Annotated in this window: 19 protein-coding genes and 1 pseudogene; 10 read left to right on the top strand and 10 right to left on the bottom strand. The window is 36.8% G+C overall.

Features of this window, described 5'->3' with window-relative positions; all coding sequences use genetic code 11:
* The 3 genes from ACLLO5_RS23520 (at position 1) to ACLLO5_RS23510 (ending at position 4,630) form a co-directional block, all read left to right on the top strand.
* Positions 1–390, top strand: a complete 390-nt coding sequence (locus tag ACLLO5_RS23520) for a DUF2358 domain-containing protein (protein ID WP_413172910.1) — start codon at positions 1–3, stop codon at positions 388–390.
* A gap of 51 nt (positions 391–441) precedes the next feature.
* Positions 442–1,629, top strand: coding sequence for a TRC40/GET3/ArsA family transport-energizing ATPase (locus tag ACLLO5_RS23515; RefSeq protein ID WP_413172909.1), 1,188 nt, complete (start codon positions 442–444; stop codon positions 1,627–1,629).
* Positions 1,630–1,855: 226 nt separating this feature from the next.
* On the top strand, positions 1,856–4,630 hold the full coding sequence (locus ACLLO5_RS23510) for a GAF domain-containing protein (protein ID WP_413172908.1): 2,775 nt from the start codon (positions 1,856–1,858) through the stop codon (positions 4,628–4,630).
* A gap of 149 nt (positions 4,631–4,779) precedes the next feature.
* Here ACLLO5_RS23510 and dnaN read toward each other — a convergent pair whose 3' ends face one another.
* The 3 genes from dnaN to dnaA all read right to left on the bottom strand — a co-directional run bounded on the left by dnaN (position 4,780) and on the right by dnaA (position 8,842).
* Complete coding sequence (gene dnaN / locus ACLLO5_RS23505; RefSeq protein ID WP_413172907.1) at positions 4,780–5,928, bottom strand: DNA polymerase III subunit beta; 1,149 nt, start codon at positions 5,926–5,928, stop codon at positions 4,780–4,782.
* Between the two features lie 413 nt (positions 5,929–6,341).
* Entirely contained in the window at positions 6,342–7,361 is a 1,020-nt protein-coding gene (locus ACLLO5_RS23500; protein ID WP_413172906.1) for a hypothetical protein, read from the bottom strand.
* A gap of 104 nt (positions 7,362–7,465) precedes the next feature.
* A complete protein-coding gene (dnaA, locus tag ACLLO5_RS23495; protein WP_413176173.1) occupies positions 7,466–8,842 on the bottom strand; it encodes a chromosomal replication initiator protein DnaA in 1,377 nt (458 codons plus the stop codon).
* A 140-nt stretch (positions 8,843–8,982) separates the two neighbouring features.
* Between dnaA and ACLLO5_RS23490 the strand changes: the two genes are divergently transcribed.
* Both ACLLO5_RS23490 and def read left to right on the top strand, forming a co-directional pair.
* On the top strand, positions 8,983–10,242 hold the full coding sequence (locus ACLLO5_RS23490) for an HhoA/HhoB/HtrA family serine endopeptidase (protein ID WP_413176172.1): 1,260 nt from the start codon (positions 8,983–8,985) through the stop codon (positions 10,240–10,242).
* Between the two features lie 59 nt (positions 10,243–10,301).
* On the top strand, positions 10,302–10,838 hold the full coding sequence (gene def, locus ACLLO5_RS23485; protein ID WP_413172905.1) for a peptide deformylase: 537 nt from the start codon (positions 10,302–10,304) through the stop codon (positions 10,836–10,838).
* 113 nt (positions 10,839–10,951) lie between these two features.
* On the opposite strand, the gene ACLLO5_RS23480 is transcribed toward def, so the two are convergent.
* From ACLLO5_RS23480 to ACLLO5_RS23470, 3 genes are read right to left on the bottom strand one after another with little or no spacing between them, the layout of a single operon-like run.
* The gene (locus tag ACLLO5_RS23480) at positions 10,952–11,191 is read right to left on the bottom strand and encodes a DUF6997 domain-containing protein (protein ID WP_413176171.1); all 240 of its coding nucleotides are present in this window, start codon (positions 11,189–11,191) and stop codon (positions 10,952–10,954) included.
* Entirely contained in the window at positions 11,124–11,363 is a 240-nt protein-coding gene (locus ACLLO5_RS23475) for a type II restriction enzyme (protein WP_413172904.1), read from the bottom strand. Before ACLLO5_RS23475 ends, ACLLO5_RS23480 begins: the two co-directional genes overlap by 68 nt.
* Positions 11,356–12,201 (bottom strand): DNA adenine methylase, encoded by an 846-nt coding sequence (locus ACLLO5_RS23470; protein WP_413172903.1) that lies wholly within the window; start codon positions 12,199–12,201, stop codon positions 11,356–11,358. The genes ACLLO5_RS23475 and ACLLO5_RS23470 overlap by 8 nt, the downstream gene beginning before the upstream one ends.
* Before the next feature lie 466 nt (positions 12,202–12,667).
* Here ACLLO5_RS23470 and ACLLO5_RS23465 point away from each other — a divergent pair, with 466 nt between their 5' ends.
* The 5 genes from ACLLO5_RS23465 to dhaL all read left to right on the top strand — a co-directional run bounded on the left by ACLLO5_RS23465 (position 12,668) and on the right by dhaL (position 16,556).
* Complete coding sequence (locus ACLLO5_RS23465; protein WP_413172902.1) at positions 12,668–13,297, top strand: HMA2 domain-containing protein; 630 nt, start codon at positions 12,668–12,670, stop codon at positions 13,295–13,297.
* Positions 13,298–13,535: 238 nt separating this feature from the next.
* Positions 13,536–13,829: a DUF5132 domain-containing protein gene (locus ACLLO5_RS23460; protein ID WP_413172901.1), complete on the top strand. Its 294-nt coding sequence runs from the start codon at positions 13,536–13,538 to the stop codon at positions 13,827–13,829.
* A gap of 167 nt (positions 13,830–13,996) precedes the next feature.
* Complete coding sequence (locus ACLLO5_RS23455) at positions 13,997–14,533, top strand: HMA2 domain-containing protein (protein ID WP_413172900.1); 537 nt, start codon at positions 13,997–13,999, stop codon at positions 14,531–14,533.
* Between the two features lie 303 nt (positions 14,534–14,836).
* Positions 14,837–15,910 carry a dihydroxyacetone kinase subunit DhaK gene (gene dhaK / locus ACLLO5_RS23450; RefSeq protein WP_413172899.1) on the top strand — a complete coding sequence of 358 codons (1,074 nt, stop codon included), beginning with the start codon at positions 14,837–14,839 and terminating at the stop codon, positions 15,908–15,910.
* Position 15,911: 1 nt separating this feature from the next.
* Complete coding sequence (gene dhaL, locus ACLLO5_RS23445; RefSeq protein WP_413172898.1) at positions 15,912–16,556, top strand: dihydroxyacetone kinase subunit DhaL; 645 nt, start codon at positions 15,912–15,914, stop codon at positions 16,554–16,556.
* A gap of 481 nt (positions 16,557–17,037) precedes the next feature.
* Here the strand turns inward: dhaL and ACLLO5_RS23440 are convergent, their stop codons facing one another.
* The 4 genes and pseudogenes from ACLLO5_RS23440 to ACLLO5_RS23425 form a co-directional block, all read right to left on the bottom strand.
* Positions 17,038–17,283, bottom strand: a complete 246-nt coding sequence (locus tag ACLLO5_RS23440; RefSeq protein ID WP_413172897.1) for a DUF5615 family PIN-like protein — start codon at positions 17,281–17,283, stop codon at positions 17,038–17,040.
* On the bottom strand, positions 17,280–17,516 hold the full coding sequence (locus tag ACLLO5_RS23435; RefSeq protein ID WP_413172896.1) for a DUF433 domain-containing protein: 237 nt from the start codon (positions 17,514–17,516) through the stop codon (positions 17,280–17,282). Before ACLLO5_RS23435 ends, ACLLO5_RS23440 begins: the two co-directional genes overlap by 4 nt.
* A gap of 48 nt (positions 17,517–17,564) precedes the next feature.
* Positions 17,565–17,909: a XisI protein gene (locus ACLLO5_RS23430; protein ID WP_413172895.1), complete on the bottom strand. Its 345-nt coding sequence runs from the start codon at positions 17,907–17,909 to the stop codon at positions 17,565–17,567.
* Positions 17,897–18,313: pseudogene (locus ACLLO5_RS23425) on the bottom strand (element excision factor XisH family protein). The gene ACLLO5_RS23430 and the pseudogene ACLLO5_RS23425 overlap by 13 nt, the downstream one beginning before the upstream one ends.
* Positions 18,314–18,385: the final 72 nt, after the last annotated feature.

The following is an 18,385-nucleotide window of genomic DNA, read 5'->3' as shown; positions in this document are numbered from 1 at the left end:
ATGGATATTATCGAAATACTAAAAGCTGACTATCAAAGATTTCCTGTGAATCAAACCTACAGCATTTATGCACCAAATGTTTATTTTCAAGATGCTGTTTTTAAATTTCGTGGTTTGGAACTTTACAAATGGATGATTAAATTTATCCAGACTTTCTTCTTAAATTTGCAAATGGATTTGCACAATATTCAACAACAAGAAGACACAATTAAAAGCGACTGGACACTTAGCTGGAACTCCCCCCTCCCCTGGAAACCACGTATATCTATTTCTGGTTGGAGTGAACTACGTCTCAACCCGGAAGGTTTAATTATTTCCCATATTGATTATTGGCATTGTTCCCGATTAGATGTGCTGAAGCAACACCTATTTTCCGTAAACAAAGGATAATGTAAATATGTAAATAAATGTAAACAAAATTCAGGCAGGACAAAATCATCCATGCGAGTAATTTTAATGACAGGTAAGGGTGGCGTAGGTAAAACCTCCGTCGCTGCTGCAACTGGACTTCGGTGTGCAGAACTCGGCTATCGGACATTGGTTTTAAGTACAGATCCTGCTCACTCCTTAGCGGATAGTTTTGATATAGAATTGGGACATGATGCCAAACAAGTCCGCCCAAATTTGTGGGGTGCAGAACTCGATGCACTCCAGGAATTAGAAGGGAACTGGGGGGCTGTAAAGCGTTATATTACCCAAGTTTTACAAGCACGGGGTTTAGACGGGATACAAGCGGAAGAATTGGCAATTTTACCAGGCATGGATGAAATTTTCGGCTTGGTGAGAATGAAACGTCACTATGATGAAGGGGAATTTGACGTTTTAATTATTGATTCTGCCCCAACTGGTACGGCGCTGCGTTTGCTAAGTTTACCAGAAGTTGGTGGCTGGTATATGCGGCGTTTTTACAAACCTTTTCAAAATATCTCAGTAGCACTCAGGCCTTTAGTAGAACCGTTGTTTAGACCAATTGCGGGTTTTTCTTTACCAGATAAAGAAGTAATGGATGCGCCTTATGAGTTTTATGAACAAATAGAAGCACTGGAAAAAGTATTGACTGACAATACTCAAACCTCCGTTCGACTTGTCACCAACCCAGAAAAAATGGTGATTAAAGAATCTCTTCGCGCTCATGCTTATCTGAGTTTGTATAATGTAGCGACAGATTTAGTTGTAGCTAATCGCATTATTCCCCAAGAAGTTAAAGATCCCTTTTTCCAACGTTGGAAAGAAAATCAAGAGCAATATCGCCAAGAAATTCATGACAACTTCCACCCCTTACCAGTGAAAGAAGTACCTCTTTATTCTGAAGAAATGTGTGGTTTAGCCGCATTAGACAGACTGAAAGAAACTCTTTACCCAAATGAAGATCCAACTCAGGTTTATTACAAAGAAACCACCATCAGAGTTGTACAAGAAAATAACCAATACAGTTTGGAACTTTATTTACCTAATATTCCTAAAAGCCAGATTCAACTCAGTAAAACTGGTGACGAATTAAACATTACCATTGGTAATCATCGCCGTAACTTGGTTTTACCCCAAGCTTTAGCCGCACTGCAACCTTCAGGGGCAAAAATGGATGATGATTATCTGAAAATTCGTTTTGCTGACAATGTAAGAGTTTAGGAAATAGGTGATAGGAGGCAGAATAATTTTGAATTGTGGATTGTTACTTGTTGCCTATCACCTGTTCCCTGTTGATAATTATGCGGAAATGTATGATCCCATTAATCATGATTGAGTCTATAATTAGCCCGTATACTCACTGTTGCTTTTGTCTACAATAAAATATTTAAATATTATTAAGCTGAATAATCGACTGTAGTAAGATAATAATTATTGTATAAAAACAATGGTTTCCATCCCACCAATTGACCTACAGACAGGTATAGCTCAAGAAACTCTACTGCGTCGAATTACAAATCGGATTCGCCAGTCCTTAGAGTTAGAAGACATTATTACAGTAACTACAGCCGAGGTTCGTTCCTTACTAAGAACTGACCGAGTGATGATTTATAAATTCCATCCTGATGGTAGTGGTCAAGTTATTGCTGAATCTATTTATGAAAATAGTTTACCCTCGTTGCTAGGGTTGAATTTTCCGGCTGATGATATCCCTCCCCATGCGCGTGAATTGTTTATTAAATCGCGGGTGCGTTCTGTAGTTAATGTTGATGCTGGTGAAATTGGCCAAAGTCCTGTGCGTGACATCAATACAGGAGAAATTACATCTAATGACATTCTTTACCGTCCTGTAGAACCATGTCACATAAAATATTTGACAGCTATGGGCGTAAAGTCTTCAGTGGTTGCACCGATTATTCATGAAGATCAACTGTGGGGATTGTTAGCATCACATCATTCTCAAGCCCGGGAAGTGGTAGAATATGAACTAGAAGCGATGCAGCTGGTAGTGGAACAGTTATCTGTGGCGATCGCACACAACAATCTCCTCATCCAAGCCCGTGCCAAAGCCGAACGAGAAGTTATTATTAACCGTATTGCTACCCTGCTTCATTCGCTGCCAACTATTGTCTTACAGCCAGCTTTAGAAGCCACAGTTGCCGCTTTTAATGGCGTTGGAGGCAGGTTATGTATCAGACATAATGCTTTTAATTTCCAACATAGTAGCTTTAAAGCCCTCACAGAATGTTTAATTCCTGGTAGCAATTGTTTTCAGCTTTATGTATGTGGAAAACAACCTATTATTTCTGAACAAAATATATATCCAATTTTAGAACAGTATAGCGTCTGGCGAGAACATTATAAATCCGGTCAATACGAAATTTGGCCAATTTCTGATATCTATCAAGATGCTAATTTAAGAATTTTACAACTTGCTTTTAAACCTACAAAAATTCGCAGTATTTTAATGATTCCCCTCCACTATCGACAAGAATTAGTGGGTTATTTAAGTATTTTTCGCAATGAAATAGAGACAGAAACCCTTTGGGCGGGTAAAGTTGATCCAGATAATAGACAAATATATCCCCGTCTATCTTTTGATATGTGGTGTGAACTAAAACAAGGACAAGCTCAAAAATGGACAGATGCAGAAATTGAATTAGCTAGAGAAATTAGTAAACATTTTGCTTCAGCAATTCAGCAATATGAACTTTACCAACAGGTACAAAGTTTCAATGAAAACTTAGAGAAACAAGTCCATAAACGTACATTAGAAATGCAAAAAACGGCTGAACAACAACAAGCTGTGTTCGGAGTTATTAATAAAATTCGTGAATCCCTTGATACCGATACTATTTTTAAAACAACTACTAAAGAAGTTTGTCGATTAATTAAATCTGATCGTGTTTCCGTTTATAAATTCAGTGCTGACTGGGGCGGAGAATTTGTTGGAGATTTTGATGCTACTAGCACCAACTACTTGAATGATTCAAAACTGGGAATTAATACAATTTGGAATGATACTTATTTACAAGAAACACAAGGAGGAAGATATCGCAATAATGAAACTTATGCAGTAGATGATATATATAAAATGGGATTTACTCCCTGTCATGTTGATAACTTAGAACAGTTTAACATTTATGCTTTTGTCTTAGCTCCTATTTTTATCAGGAAAAAACTTTGGGGTTTACTTTGTACTTATCAACACGCTGGTCCTCGTCAATGGACAACTGCTGAAGTTAATTTTCTCAGTCAGATTGCAGGGCAACTTGGTGTAGCAATTCAACAAGCTGAATTACTTGTTAAAACTCAACAACAAGCGGAACAATTAACTCAAACCCTGCATGAATTACAAACTACTCAAACCCAACTAATTCAAACTGAGAAAATGTCTTCTCTAGGACAACTTGTAGCGGGTGTTGCCCATGAAATTAATAACCCAGTTAATTTTATTTCTGGAAACCTTACCCATATCAATGAATATGCTAAAAATTTGCTGACCATGCTCAATCTTCATCAGCAAGAGTTAACAAATCCTAGCAAAAATATTTTAAACACAGCCGAAGAAATTGATTTAGAATTTCTCATAGAAGATTTACCCAAAAGTTTATCTTCCATGAAAATTGGGGTAGATAGAATCCGGCAAATTGTCTTATCTTTGCGAAATTTTTCACGTCTTGATGAATCAGAAATGAAGGCTGTGAATATCCATGATGGTATTGATAGCACCCTATTGATTTTACAGCATCGCTTAAAAGCAAAACCTGAATCTCCTGGGATTGAATTAATCAAAGAATATGGGAATTTACCTTTGGTAGAATGTTTTGCTGGACAACTAAATCAAGTCTTTATGAATATTTTGTGTAATGCCATTGATACCTTAGAAACTAGTAAAAAATATACATTAGAAAATCCCAAACCAGGAAAAATTACTATTTCTACTGCTGTAGGAGTAATGAATGACAATATAAATAGTGCAGTCATTCGTATTAGTGACAATGGTTCAGGAATGCCTTCAAATATCAGAGACAGAATATTTGATCCATTTTTCACCACTAAGCCAGTAGGAAAAGGTACTGGTTTGGGTTTATCAATTAGTTACCAAATTGTGGTAGAAAAACATGGTGGGATTTTGAAATGTAATTCACAACCAGATATAGGTACAGAATTCTGGATTGAAATCCCCATTAAACATATCTTTCAAGGGAATAGGGAATAGGCAGGAGTCAGGAGTCAGGAGTCAGGAGTCAGGAGTCAGGAGTCAGGAGTCAGGAGTCAGGAGTCAGGAGTCAGGAGTCAGGAGTCAGGAGGATAGGAAGAAAATATTTCTCCCCTGCTCCCCATCATCTTCCCTGTCACCTATTAATACTAATTCCTCAATTGCACAGGCATAGCTAAATAGGTCATTTTTAAACCGCCTAAAGGTGTAAAAATTACCGGAGTGAGGCTTTGATTTAAGTGCATTTGAATTTCCGAAGATGGTAATTCTTTTAAACCTTCCATTAAATATTTAACATTAAAAGCAATGTCTATATCTTCCCCAGAAATTTGTGCCGGCATTGACTCTGTACCATTACCCACATCTTGCGCTTCACAAGATAAGGTAATTTCTTGATTGGCGTTATCAATACTGACTTTGACAATATTATTTTTCTGGTCAGCTAACACCGCAATTCGTTCTAAGGTGCTGATAAATTGCCGCCGTTCTAATACTACTTGGCGTTCAAATTGACGCGGTATTAATTGCCGATAGGCGGGATATTGACCTTCTAAAGTCCGACTGGTTAAACGTTGATTTTGCCAAGCAAAGACAATTTGACCTTGATCCAAATATAAGGATACAGCTTCTTCTGAAGAACTATGAGCTAACATCCGCTGTAATTCCCGTAATGCTCTAGCTGGTACTGTCACCTCTAGTTGTTCATTACTTTCAAGGGGACGTTCGTTAGCGGTTTCTAGCACTGCTAAACGGTGTCCATCGGTAGCTGCAAATTCTAAGGTATCCTGTTTAACTGTTAAATGTACGCCTGTAAGCACTTGTTTGGTTTCATCGGCGCTGGTAGCAAATAATGAACCCTTCAATCCTTCAATTAATGCGGCGGTGGTGAGTTGAATTGCTTCTGAAGAGTCAATTACTGGTAATTCAGGAAATTCTTCTGCTCCCATGGCGCGGACTTGATATTTACCGCTTTTGGGTTTGAGGGTGACAACTATACCTTCTCCGGTGTTGTCTCCTGATTCATCGTCTAAGGTGATTTCGCCTTCTGGTAGACGGGAGGTGATATCTACAAGTAGTTTAGCAGGAAGTGCGATCGCACCTCCTTCAATTACCTCAGCACTAAAACTAGTTCGGATACCCAAACTGAGATCAAAAGCTGTTAAGCTGACTTGGTTCGTTTCTGCATCCGCTTGTAAAAGCACGTTAGCAAGTACAGGATGAGTTGGTCTTGATGGTACTGCACGACTGACGAGTGAAAGATTTGTACTGAGGTCGCTTTGAGAGCAAACTAATTTCATGGTAGAGATTCAACTGGTGAAGGATTATAGTAACAAATTTTAGGCTGGGGACTGGGAATTGGTAGCTGTGGAAAACATGTGGAAAACTAGCCTGGTTTTTCCACAAGGTAATTATACTTAATGTAATTTACTTAAATATTTTTTAAGTTTTCCACAGTTTTTTCCACAAAAGGCAAGATATTTTCCACAAATACAGTTAAATTTAATATTTTTTTATACTTTGCTTAACATTCTAGCTTAAATTCTCGGTGAGAGGTGACAGTGAATAGAGATGGGGAGGAAAATTAAGTCAAAAGTCAAAAAACAGGGAACAGGAAAAGGCAAAAGTTACAATTTTAATTTCTCCTGCCTTTAGCCTCCTGAATTCTGCTATATAATAACTTTCGTGATTCCTCAGCAGTGTTTGCGGACTGCTATTTTGTAAACCTATTTAATAAATCTGCACGAGATAAATTTAAAAGTAGGGGAGTAAATTCATCTCTAGACATGGTAATTACCTGATCAATAATGTTTATCAATTCAGGATCAAGTTCTCCAAAACGTACTTGCAAAATACTTTCAACCATAGCCCGACGTTCTCTTTGAATCCCTCTATCAATTCCTATTAATTCTCCTTCTTGCCGTCCTTCTTGTCGTCCTTCTTGTCGTCCTTCTTGTCGTCCTTCTTGTCGTCCTTCTTGTCGTCCTTCTTGTCTTCCTTGTTGTCTTTGTTCTTCTTTGAGTTCTTCTAATAATTGTTGATACATTTCTGATAATTTCATAATTAACTCCTGATCATCTTGATCAATATCTTTTTCTTTTTGTTGACGTGCTGACAACATGGCAATCAGGTCATTTACTAATTTTATAACATTCTCCAAGCTTGGATTATTCTTAGCTATTGCTTCTAATTCTTCCACTGCTTGTCTTTGGACTTTTCCTCTACCTAATACCCTCAAAAACAGTGTTTCTGGTGTATTTGGTAATTGATGTATGACCACAATGCCAGTTTTTAAGACTTTCCCCAAGAAATAAACCCCTTGACCCCATGTTTCTATATCTAGAGTAGCATTACAACCTGCTAATATGTCTTCTGATGCTGTGGGGGTGAATATCCATAAATGGGGTAGTTCGGTTTCATTAATTCGCGTATCGTTGCGTTTGCGTTGTCTTTCTACTTCTGCATGAATATCAAATAGTTTACCCATGCAACTGCGAATTTCACCTTTGCTGACTGCGTTACGGAATGGTTCAAATATTACCGATGCTGCATAAGTCCCCATTTTTCCTAATAGTCCTAATTCTCCTATGTTTTCTGGAGATGTGGGAGTAAAGAATACGTCAATTTGTCTCACTTCGGAAGTGATATCTTTACTCATTTCTACTTGACCGTAAGGTGTGAATAGTTCTGTGAGATATTGTTTGGAAAATTGGTCATGGATAAAGCGTGTCATTTTTCTGATTTTTACCAAGATTGTTGGAAATTAGATTAGGACTTCACCCTAACTACTACGGAGAGGGGTATATTAATTGTTTATTAGCAATATAAAATAAACTCCTATTTTTGATAACGGCTGTTCATGTTGATGCGATCGCTCAATTGGCGTAAAGTTTGAGGTAAGGTACGGTCTGTATCTTGCAGTTGGGTAATTTTCTCGCAACTATACATCACCGTTGTATGGTCTTTACCACCAAACTCTTCCCCAATCCTCGGTAAACTTAAGCCTGTATATTGACGCATTAAATACATAGCAATTTGTCTAGCCCAGCTAATTTCTCTTTTGCGAGAATTACTTTTTAAATCTTCAATTGATAACTTAAAAAAGTCTGCCACTACATTTAAAATTACTTCCGGTGTCGCTTCCATGTTCTGGTTAGGAGTTCCTAAAACTGGAGTGATATTCTCCACCGTCATTGGTAAACCCCAAATAGAAATATAAGCCACCGCCCGAATTAATGCCCCTTCCAACTCTCGAATATTAGAAGTATAATTATAAGCAATATATTCAATTACATCTCTAGGTAAACGAATATTTTCATATTCAGCTTTTTTTTGCAAAATTGCCATGCGCGTTTCTAAATCCGGCGTTTGAATATCAGCAATTAACCCCATAGAAAAGCGCGAACAAAGCCGTTCTTGCAGACTAGGGATTTGCTTAGGAGGACGGTCAGAAGCAATCACAACTTGCTTCCCAGCCTCATGTAAAGTATTAAAAGTATGAAAAAATTCCTCTTGAGTATATTCTTTCCCTTCCAGAAATTGAATATCATCAACCAACAAAACATCAGCAGCCCGGTAATGTTCCCGAAAACTTTGCATACTATCATTACGAATAGCAGTAATTAAATCATTAGTAAACTGCTCAGTCGAGACATAAAATATTTTAGAATCAGGATAAATTTCCCAGCGATAATGACCAATAGCTTGCATTAAATGAGTTTTTCCCAAACCCACACCACCGCATAAAAACAAAGGATTAAATTCCCTACCTGGATATTCTGCAACCGCCAAAGCAGCAGCATGAGCCATCCGATTATTAGCACCAACCACAAATCTTGAAAAAACGTACTTAGAATTTAAATCTGTACTTTTTTGTTGACTTTTAGATACATTAGGAGAAATGGGATTGACAGCAGGCAATTCCCAAGCAACTTCTCCTTCCACTAACTGAGAAACATCATCACCCTGAGCCACCGTCAGGTAAATTTCTACTGGATAACCCACAATATCTTGCACGACATGAGCAATAGTATTGATGTAATACTTCTGAAGCCAATTTCGGGCAAAGAGGTTAGGTGTGCATATTATCAGACAATTATTTTCTAGTTGCTTTGCACTAGCAGTTTTAATCCAAGTCTCAAAGGTGGGACGAGATAGCTCTAGCTGTAAACGCTCTAGCACCTGACTCCACAGCTTATCTATGGGAATTTCCATCATCTACCACCTTTGCTGCTAATAGCCACAATAGAAGATATGAGCAAGCAATAGTTTAACTTTAAACTGTAATCATTCTGGTTTAGACCAGGTAGCCAATATCCTATCACTTAGTGACTAACACGGAGAGAAAGTACATGATGAAGATTTATAATCATCACCTAGCATCCAAAAATATTGATACCAAAATTTTGATCCCCCGTATACGAGCTAAAAGAAAAGGGTGGATGCTAATCACTGGTTTAGCAGCAGTGGTTCTGAGTGGCTGTTCTAACCTGAATAGCAGAACCTTAGAATCGGAACAGAACCCGGCTTCAGTCCAAAAAACTACTGCTCCCACTTCAGTAATTATGCCTCCTGCCATCATCGCCTCCTCTGGTGATCCTAACTTTGTAGTTGGAGTAGTACAAAAAGTGGGAGGTGCTGTTGTTCGCATTGATTCAGCCAGAACCGTCACATCTCAAGTACCAGATGAATTTTCAGATCCTTTTTTCCGCAGATTTTTTGGTGACAGAATTCCACAGGAAAGACAAAGAGTAGAAAGGGGTAGCGGTTCTGGATTTATTATTAATTCCTCTGGGCAAATTTTGACCAATTCTCATGTCGTAGATGGCGCAGATCAAGTTACAGTTACACTCAAAGATGGACGGACTTTTGATGGTAAAGTCTTAGGAGAAGACCCGGTTACAGATGTAGCAGTAATTCAAATTGATGCTAATAATTTACCAACTTTAGCTCTAGGCAATTCCAATACCTTGCAACCAGGAGAAGCAGTAATTGCAATTGGGAATCCCTTGGGTTTAAACAATACTGTAACTTCAGGAATTATTAGTGCTACAGACCGTTCTAGTAGTGCTATTGGTGCTAGTGATAAGCGAGTTGATTATTTACAAACAGATGCAGCAATTAATCCTGGCAACTCTGGTGGACCACTGCTAAATGCTCGTGGTGAAGTAATAGGAATGAACACAGCTATTATCCAAGGCGCTCAAGGTTTAGGCTTTGCAATTCCTATTAATACAGTGCAGAAAATTTCCCAAGAATTAATTAGTAAAGGTAGGGTGGATCATCCTTATTTGGGTGTACAAATGGCGACGCTAACACCAGAACTCAAGGAAAGAATAATTCGTAGATCTGGTAATAGAGTAAATTTAGTTGCAGATCAAGGAGTCTTATTAGTGAGAATTGTTTCTGAATCACCAGCCGCAGTTGGTGGACTTAAACCAGGGGATGTGATCAAAAGCATTAATAATCAACCTGTTAGTAAAGTGGATGAAGTACAAAAACTAGTAGAAAATAGTCAAATTGGTACTCCTCTGCAAGTCCAAGTAGACCGTCAGGGGAAAACAGTTCAACTAACAGTCAATCCTGCTCCTTTACCAGTGCGTTCTGAAAATTGATTTCTGGGCATAATTGTTTAGTTAGCAATCAATTAATACTTACATAAATGGTGTTTATCATGAATAAATCAGTGCCAATTATTCAATTAGGCAATCCAATGTTACGCCAAAAAGCAGCTTGGGTAGAAAACATTCAAAATGAGCATATTCAAAAACTCATTGATGATTTAATATTTACTGTTTCTCAAGCTAACGGTGTAGGAATTGCTGCACCTCAAGTAGCAGAATCTTATCGGTTATTTATTGTTGCTTCTCGTCCTAATTCCCGATATCCCGACGCACCAGACATGGAACCAACGGCGATGATTAATCCCAGAATTATTGCTTATTCATCTGAAGTTATCAAAGGTTGGGAAGGTTGTTTAAGTGTACCGGGAATTAGGGGGTTAGTCCCTAGATATCAGAAGATTGAAATTGAATATACTGACCGCAATGGGAAGATACAAAAACAAGAATTAACAGATTTTATTGCTCGGATATTTCAACATGAGTATGATCATTTGGAAGGAAAAGTATTTTTAGACAGGGTAGAATCTACTGAGGAACTCATGACTGAAGCTGAATATCAACAACGGGTAGTTAAAGAATCGAAATAGGTAACAATTCTTATTTTTTTAATTCTCCCTCTTAGATGTTTAAACTTTAAGAGGGATAGACTATTCTCTTAGAGGATTTTTGATAAATCACCAACCACTTTTAAAATATCTTCTTACACCTTACAGGAGTTTGTAATTAAATCATTTATAACATCTATATTGAAAGCACAACTTAAGGCTGCACTTTCTGAAAAGAGATTACAATAATCTATACTTTCTATACTAGAAGGAAAATCAACAGGAGTAGGTTCTAGAGAAGCGTCATAATCAATATTCAAGTAAGTATCAAATCTTTCTGGAAATAGGTAATATAGACAGCTTATGTTGTTTAAAAATTGTAGGCAAAGTATCATAATGATCAAACTTAGCCATTAACCTACTTTCTCTGAATTCATTAATGCTATTTGACTCTATTTCAAAATATCCTATTTCATATATGTTTTCTAAAATAGAATATTTTTCAAATAGTGCTTCCCAAGCAATATCATTTTTGTTTTTTGGTTTTTTAATATTTTTATCACTCATAGTTTTTGACTAGAATCTCATCCACTTTACCTCTTTTTTTTCCATGACAATTTATCGCCCTGATAGCTGATATTTTTGTCTGTGAATAATCTTTATATAGGTCTGAAATAAATTCTGTATAAGCATTACTTAGTAAAATATAACAACCTCTACTATGTAAATCATCAAATACTTCTTTTAACCTTTTTTGTTCCTGTTTATTAAAACCGTTCACATCGTAGCCAGTAAAAGAAGCAGTTTCGGAAACTGGATCATAAGGAGGATCAAGATATATAAAATCTCCTCGCTTGGCATCTTTAACAGCTTCGTGAAAATCAGAGTTTAATATTGTAACTTGATTTTCATTTAAATATTTATTGACTGCTTTTAAAACAGCTATATCTAAAATATTGGGGTTTTTATATTTGCCAAAAGGTACATTAAATTGACCTTGAGAATTAACTCTAAATAACCCATTATAACAAGTTTTATTTAAGAAGATAATTCTGGATGCTCGTTGAACTTCTGTTTTAGATTTAAAATTCTTTTCTCGATCCCAGTCTCTAATATCATAATAATAATATTCATCATTTTTGTGATTTTTTAAATCCTCAATTAGTTCATCTAACGAATTTTTAATTGTTTTATAGCAATTTATTAATTCAGCATTACTGTCATTAATGACGGCTTTTTTAGGTTGTAAACTAAACAAAAGCGCACCTCCACCAACAAACGGTTCGTAGTAGGTTTGAAGATTATAATTTTTAGGGAAGTGATTAGCTAAAATTGTCGGCACAAGTTGTCTTTTTCCTCCTGCCCACTTTACAAAGGGTTTAACTAACGGATTAACTGATACCATTTTATGACCTGCAAATTATTAAGTGACAATAGCTTTTTGATACTATTGTACTATATAATTGATATTTTCGTCTAGAGTCATGATTATACTATATTTTTTGAAAAAATCTGGATTTTGGATAATTATTAGAATATTCCCAATTTAATTGACATTCATGTTGATCAAATTCCCAATTAATACATATACAGATATGGAGTCTATCGAATTTATTATATTCAAAATTTGAAGATCATGAACTGTTATATATTATGAAATTTTGGCATATTAATGATACGTTAAATATATTTTCATGACGATACCATCTTTTATTTGTCTGGCTGCAATTCATATCTTTAGAAATTTCTGTATTTAACAAATTGGGAATCTGTTTCTGAAAATAGCTCTCAAGAGTGAGACTTAACACCAAAACTAGCAGTTATATTTAACTTGAATTAATTTCTAGTTTTGTATACCTAATTTTAGATAAATGAATACTGGTAAAAAAGATGCGTTTGGGGAATGGAAATCTCTAGATTTTTGGAAAAAGCAATCTCTTGATTTAATTCCCTTGCTGACAGGGTTAGCTGTCACAGGGAGAATGGGAATACATGGTTTAGCCGCAATTCCAGTTTACATCCTAACGGCAGATGCTACGCGCAGGGTGATTAACTCTTTAGAACCGGAATTTTTGTCAGCGGAAACAGTTAAACCTATTCCAGATACAGATAAAAAAGATAATGCTCAAATTGCTTATACTGTAGTCCATACAATTCCGGGAAGGATTAGATTTTATGTGCCGCTAATTGCTCAAGATTCTGCCTATACACAAAGGTTAGAAGCTTTACTAAAAGCCCATAATCAAGTTACTAATGTGCGTGTTAATAGCCGTGCTTCCTCGATAGCGATCGCATACCAATCTCCTGAAGTTAGCATATACCATTGGGTGGAGGTAATGGAGTTAGCTTTACAACAAAATCCATCTATATATCCTACTTCCGAAATAGGTACAACAGAGATTTCAGAACTTTCTCCCAAAACTTCCAATTTATGGACTAATTTAAAACCTGCATCCCTGTCCTATTCCCTAAATTTAATGGCAAATTTACCTTTACAATGAAGATTTCAAGCATTATCAAGGAATATATAAATCGAATCGAATTTCTATGCAGCAGATTGCAGATCAATCAGGTAAAGAAGAATGTAAATTGAACCCTAGACAGCAAGAGAGTTTTACTCTAGACTCTTGCCGTATACCTAAAAACATCTATCAACAGCAAGATGATATAACAATCAAAATTAGAGTAAATTAAAAAGCTTATGTGACCTGCTCCAATTAATTGGAGGTCTATTTAATTATGGCAAAAATTACTGATTTTGTAGAAGATGCCGGCGCACCTGGAATTATAGCCGGAATAGGGGCAGTTTTACTTGCTCCTGTGGTAGTCCCTGTTGTTGCAGGAATTGGTAAACCGATAGCTAAATCAATCATCAAAAACGGACTTGTTGCTTATGAAAAAAGCAAGGGAGCTTTTGCTGAATTGGGTGAAACTTGGGAAGATATTGTAGCTGAAGCTAGAGCCGAAATAGCAGAAGAACAACACACACCAGCATTTGAAGCTGCTGAAAATCAATCTGGTAATGGTGCATAAGCAGGTGACAGGGTTGAAAGTCTCTTGGTGTGTACCTTATGGGGTGCTATAACCAGCAATTTGGGTTATGTAGGGGTTTAGCATTGAGCTTTATCCCTACTGAATAAATATTGTTGTTTAGTGTGTTTTAATTGTGATTTTAATTTTTATTATTCAAGGTTTCAATTATGAGACAAATTACGGAAAGAACAAATTTAAATACATCTTTTAATCCTATAGCCACAAAAATTATCAGCGATACTCCAGGAAGGCTAAGATTAAGAGTTGCTCCTGGAAACCGCCAAGCTGAGAAAATACAACATATCGCCAATTTTTTAACCGCACAACCTCACATTACTCAAGTGCGAACTAATATCCATCACGGTAGCATTCTCATTCATCATGATGGTCAGACTGGCACTTTAGCAGAAATTTCAGCTACACTGCGTGATATAGGGATAATTTTTGCAGATATTACCCAAGGGAAAACTGAAGCAGCAACGGGTATATCTAATGCATTAATTGACTTGAATCAACGGGTTGAACGTGCTACAGATGGTACGGTTGATTTAGGTTTCTTGTTTCCTTTTGGATTGAGTATATTGGCTGTCAGACAGTTAATGATTAAGGGTTTGCAATTAGAAGTAATTCCTTGGTATGTTTTAGCTTGGTATGCTTTTGATAGTTTTCTGAAACTGAATCATGTCAACCAAACCCAAAAGTAATCATCAGCAAAATGTTGAAGTTTGGGGCTTTGAAAGTTTACAGCGGTTTGCGTAGTTAGGAGGTACAACATCTAAATTCAAACCTATACACAAAGCCAGTTTTACTTCTGACTCCTGACTCCTGACTCCTGACTCCTGCTGTATTATGAGTTTTAGCACCTTTGTAAGCATATTCCTTTCCCACTAGAAGAATACTGATTAAATGTTCGCGTAGCGTGCCGTAGGCATACCGCGAAGACGCAAAGGACGCGAAGATAAGAAAGAAGAAGATAGTAATATTTTGTGGGGAAGGGAGTATCAATTATGAAAAAGCTGATTAATCAACCGGATGACTTTGTTAGGGAAAGTCTAGCAGGAATGGCGGTGGCTCATGCTGATTTAATTAAGGTAAATTATGAGCCGACTTTTGTCTATCGAGCGGATGCACCTGTACAGGGAAAGGTAGCAATTATTTCTGGTGGTGGAAGTGGTCACGAACCTCTGCACACGGGTTTTGTGGGGATGGGAATGCTTGATGCTGCTTGTCCTGGTGAGGTTTTTACGTCACCGACTCCTGACCAAATGTTAGCTGCTGCACAACAGGTAGATGGTGGTGCTGGTATTCTTTATATCGTTAAAAATTATAGTGGCGATTTGATGAATTTTGAAATGGCGACGGAGTTAGCTAGAAGTGAAGGCATCCGCACGCTAAATATTATTATTGATGATGATGTGGCGGTGAAGGATAGTTTGTATACCCAAGGAAGAAGGGGTGTAGGTACAACGGTGCTGGCGGAAAAAATTTGTGGAGCAGCAGCAGAACAGGGTTATGATTTGCCACAGTTAGCTTCTTTGTGTAGAAAGGTAAATCTGCATGGACGCAGTTTAGGTGTGGCGTTGAGTTCTTGTACGGTTCCTGCCAAGGGTACGCCGACTTTTGCTTTGGGGGATAATGAGATAGAATTGGGAATTGGTATTCATGGAGAACCGGGAAGAGAAAGGGCTTCTATGAAGTCAGGAGATGAGATTACAGAGATTTTAGTGCGATCGCTCATTGATGATAATCTCTATAGTCGTACAGTGCGGGAGTGGGACGAAACCAAAGCAGGATGGATGGATGTGGAACTGTTAAATAAACCCCTGCAAAAAGGCGATCGCATCTTAGCTTATGTTAACAGTATGGGAGGTACTCCCGTTTCTGAACTGTATCTTGTCTACCGCAAACTAGCAGAAATCTGTGAACAGGAAGGATTGCAAATCGTGCGAAATCTAATTGGACCCTACATGACATCATTAGAAATGCAAGGTTGCTCCATCACACTGCTGAAGTTAGACGACGAGATGCTGCGGTTATGGGATGCACCAGTAAAAACAGCAAGTTTACGCTGGGGAGTATGAAATGGTTACTCAGGTGCAGATAATTCAATGGATACAAGTATTTGCTTCTGTCATTGAACATAATAAGGAAGAGTTGACAGAATTAGATGCAGCCATAGGTGATGCTGATCATGGTATCAATATGGATAGAGGTTTTAGAAAGGTCAGCAATCTGCTACCTAGTTTTGTTGATAAAGACATCAGCACCATTTTCAAAACCGTCAGCATGACTTTAATTTCCAGTGTTGGTGGTGCTAGTGGTCCTTTGTATGGAACTTGGTTTTTAAGAGCTAGTTCTGCAACGGCTGGTAAAAAGGAATTAACTGAAGACGATATGCTAAAGTTACTCCAATCTGGTTTAGATGGTGTAATTGAACGTGGTAAGGCACAGTTGGGAGATAAGACAATGGTAGATGTATTGTCTCCAGCTGTTGAGGCTTTTGAGCAAGCTGTCAACGAAGGTATGGGAACGGTGGAAGCTTTGCGGGTAGCGGTTTCGGCTGCGGAACAAGGTTTACAGGAAACCATACCCATGTTAGCAAAAAAGGGTAGAGCTAGTTATTTAGGCGATCGCAGTGTGGGACATCAAGATCCAGGGGGTACTTCTGCTTATTTTATGTTGCGAAGCTTGTTAAAGGTGGTGGAAAGTTCTAAACATAGGGGGTAGGTTGTACGGGATATTTGATATCATGTCCATCTGTGAGCTTCGCTGCTCGTCAGAGATACACTTATCATATCTGTTGTGGCTATTAATAGGGAATAGGGCAAAAGCAATTGCCAACAGCAGAGTTACGTAAGTGATTAGCTGAACTTGATAAACTGATGTGCAGCTAAATTGGATATGATGATATTCGATACATAAGTTTCAAGTCTTTTATCTTTTGATTGGCTGTTGTGCTTTAAAGATACACAACAGCTTATCACTATCCGATGTGAAAAACTTACCGCAATTTTCACACTTATTAAATACCCAAGCAAAATTAATTACACAAATTGATAAAAATCGGTATCTTTACAGGTTGAGTTGCATTATGTCAACTTAATGAATAATCAAACTATCTCTATTTATTTCTAAAAAATCATAAGTCCTAAATAACTCAACTATTTGCGAAATATTTTGTATAAAAACTTCTTCAATTTCTTTGTTACTAACTAATATTTCCTGTTGTTACTAAAAGGAGTTTATAAGGTTCTTGTTTGATTAAAAAAGAATCTAAAAAATCTTTATCTTTAGTAATAACAATTCTCTTTTCCAGGATTGATATTTTGTTGATTTCTGAATCTGAAGTAGAATTTTTTAAAGGTAGATTTTTGGTATGAATAACATCATAACCTAATGTTACCAACAGATCGGCAATTCTCACTGGTAATTGAGCATCAATTAAGAATTTCATGAAATCAATTGTCGAATACTTTTAACTTGAGTAAGTTGAGTTGCAAAAACTAGAACAGCTAAAATATCTTCGTATTCTAAATCATCATAATCTGCTAGAATTTCATCAGTAGTCATTCCTGAACTCAAAAGTTCTAAGATCATTTCCACAGGATAGCGCAGTCCTCGAATACAGGGTTTACCATGACAAATATCATGGTTAATTGTGATTCTATCTAATAAGGGATTATTCATAAGGTTAGATATGATCATCATGGGATCACATTAAAGATTGATGCTCATTTAAGCAACAGCAAACTCAGTCAACTTGCGAGTGTCCGGATCATGAAAAGCAAGAACAATATCCTCTTTTGGTACACCTTCCCTTAATAACTCAGTTGCAATACCTTCTTCTGTCCAATCTTCTTCAATGTAGATTTTCTCATTTTTAATTCTCACATAAACAGTAATTGCCTTTACTCGTTTTCTTTCATTCCAACCCACATCAAACCATAAATATTGATCTCTTTCTTCGTCAAAAGATAATACGGTGTCAACCCCAGAAATATTAGGAGTTTGACTAGATATTTGATCATATTCTGTTAATATTTTTTGGATAATTGCACGATAGTTATTTAACTTATCCATTGAACAATTTCCTCCTGAACAATATTAATAACAATCAGTAAAATTTGATATTTTTCTATCACAAGTTTAATACCTTTTGTCTGAAAAAAAGTTTCATAAGCCTCTTGTTCAATTGCTAAGTAAAGACGACAGTTAGGATGTAATTGTCTTAACAATGTGCGATATAAAATATATTATCCTAAAGCACATTGAAACTCATGAATTAGGGAAAGACTCAAGAAACTTTTGATCTCAACTACAATATTAATATCTTCTTTCTGTGCAGCAAATAACTTTTTACCAGCAATATCAGCAAAGAGTTTCAGCCCTTCGTATCTAATAGTATAAGGATCACGAATGATCTGCCAACCATCTTTAATTAAAGCATTTTTAAATCCATCATGGTAAATATCTTTTGCTGGCATTTATCAACCTGTGATTAATATTTTCGATAATTAATTATTAGCCCCCTCTCCAAGTAGGAAAGGGGGTTAAAG

Origin of the sequence: Anabaena azotica SJ-1, assembly GCF_047275885.1 — a bacterium.
Taxonomy (GTDB): Bacteria; Cyanobacteriota; Cyanobacteriia; order Cyanobacteriales; family Nostocaceae; genus Trichormus_B; species Trichormus_B azotica_A.
The sequence above is the reverse complement of the archived record's forward strand: the minus strand, read 5'-3'. Positions and strand labels throughout refer to the sequence as shown.

Excerpts from the sequence above, each read along its gene's own strand:
- ACLLO5_RS23520 (WP_413172910.1), top strand. The coding sequence starts at position 1 with ATGGATATTATCGAAATACTAAAAGCTGACTATCAAAGATTTCCTGTG.
- def (WP_413172905.1), top strand. The coding sequence starts at position 10,302 with ATGAATAAATCAGTGCCAATTATTCAATTAGGCAATCCAATGTTACGC.
- ACLLO5_RS23460 (WP_413172901.1), top strand. The coding sequence starts at position 13,536 with ATGGCAAAAATTACTGATTTTGTAGAAGATGCCGGCGCACCTGGAATT.
- dhaL (WP_413172898.1), top strand. The coding sequence starts at position 15,912 with ATGGTTACTCAGGTGCAGATAATTCAATGGATACAAGTATTTGCTTCT.
- ACLLO5_RS23490 (WP_413176172.1), top strand. The coding sequence starts at position 8,983 with ATGAAGATTTATAATCATCACCTAGCATCCAAAAATATTGATACCAAA.
- ACLLO5_RS23465 (WP_413172902.1), top strand. The coding sequence starts at position 12,668 with ATGAATACTGGTAAAAAAGATGCGTTTGGGGAATGGAAATCTCTAGAT.
- ACLLO5_RS23475 (WP_413172904.1), bottom strand. The coding sequence starts at position 11,363 with ATGAGTGATAAAAATATTAAAAAACCAAAAAACAAAAATGATATTGCT.
- ACLLO5_RS23470 (WP_413172903.1), bottom strand. The coding sequence starts at position 12,201 with ATGGTATCAGTTAATCCGTTAGTTAAACCCTTTGTAAAGTGGGCAGGA.
- dnaA (WP_413176173.1), bottom strand. The coding sequence starts at position 8,842 with ATGGAAATTCCCATAGATAAGCTGTGGAGTCAGGTGCTAGAGCGTTTA.
- dnaN (WP_413172907.1), bottom strand. The coding sequence starts at position 5,928 with ATGAAATTAGTTTGCTCTCAAAGCGACCTCAGTACAAATCTTTCACTC.
- ACLLO5_RS23455 (WP_413172900.1), top strand. The coding sequence starts at position 13,997 with ATGAGACAAATTACGGAAAGAACAAATTTAAATACATCTTTTAATCCT.
- ACLLO5_RS23435 (WP_413172896.1), bottom strand. The coding sequence starts at position 17,516 with ATGAATAATCCCTTATTAGATAGAATCACAATTAACCATGATATTTGT.
- ACLLO5_RS23515 (WP_413172909.1), top strand. The coding sequence starts at position 442 with ATGCGAGTAATTTTAATGACAGGTAAGGGTGGCGTAGGTAAAACCTCC.
- ACLLO5_RS23510 (WP_413172908.1), top strand. The coding sequence starts at position 1,856 with ATGGTTTCCATCCCACCAATTGACCTACAGACAGGTATAGCTCAAGAA.
- ACLLO5_RS23440 (WP_413172897.1), bottom strand. The coding sequence starts at position 17,283 with ATGAAATTCTTAATTGATGCTCAATTACCAGTGAGAATTGCCGATCTG.
- dhaK (WP_413172899.1), top strand. The coding sequence starts at position 14,837 with ATGAAAAAGCTGATTAATCAACCGGATGACTTTGTTAGGGAAAGTCTA.
- ACLLO5_RS23500 (WP_413172906.1), bottom strand. The coding sequence starts at position 7,361 with ATGACACGCTTTATCCATGACCAATTTTCCAAACAATATCTCACAGAA.
- ACLLO5_RS23480 (WP_413176171.1), bottom strand. The coding sequence starts at position 11,191 with ATGATACTTTGCCTACAATTTTTAAACAACATAAGCTGTCTATATTAC.
- ACLLO5_RS23430 (WP_413172895.1), bottom strand. The coding sequence starts at position 17,909 with ATGGATAAGTTAAATAACTATCGTGCAATTATCCAAAAAATATTAACA.